This is a genomic window from Pseudomonas sp. 10S5 (assembly GCF_035019745.1).
Taxonomy (GTDB): Bacteria; Pseudomonadota; Gammaproteobacteria; order Pseudomonadales; family Pseudomonadaceae; genus Aquipseudomonas.
On record NZ_JASJVL010000055.1, the window covers coordinates 1 to 305 of the forward strand.

The 305-nt window shown below is 55.1% G+C and carries 1 pseudogene; it reads left to right on the forward strand.

Annotation, left to right across the window (positions count from 1 at the left end):
* Nucleotides 1-33: 33 nt before the first annotated feature.
* Nucleotides 34-305 (forward strand): annotated as a pseudogene (locus QN378_RS23360) (hypothetical protein); the annotation flags it as partial.

The window sequence follows — 305 nt, forward strand, 5'->3', positions numbered from 1 at the left end:
CCTCTTTTCTGCTGGGCCCTCGCTTCAATAGTCATGCGCTATTTCCCTAAGCTCTGGGTCAAACCCTCCCGAGGCCCCATCTGGGAAATCAACCGTCGCACCGGCCTTGTCACCCTCTTCGATTACGACAACAACGGCGAGTACAAAAAGAACGGCACCATCGGTGAACTCACTGCGCCTTTTTACGAGTTCGATGCTTACATCGCTACCATCCCGGATCGTCAGGGTTTAGTGACGAACGTGCTGTACATCGCCCATCGCTACCGCGACATCGTCATCAACTTCCGGCCCTTATTCGCTCCCGG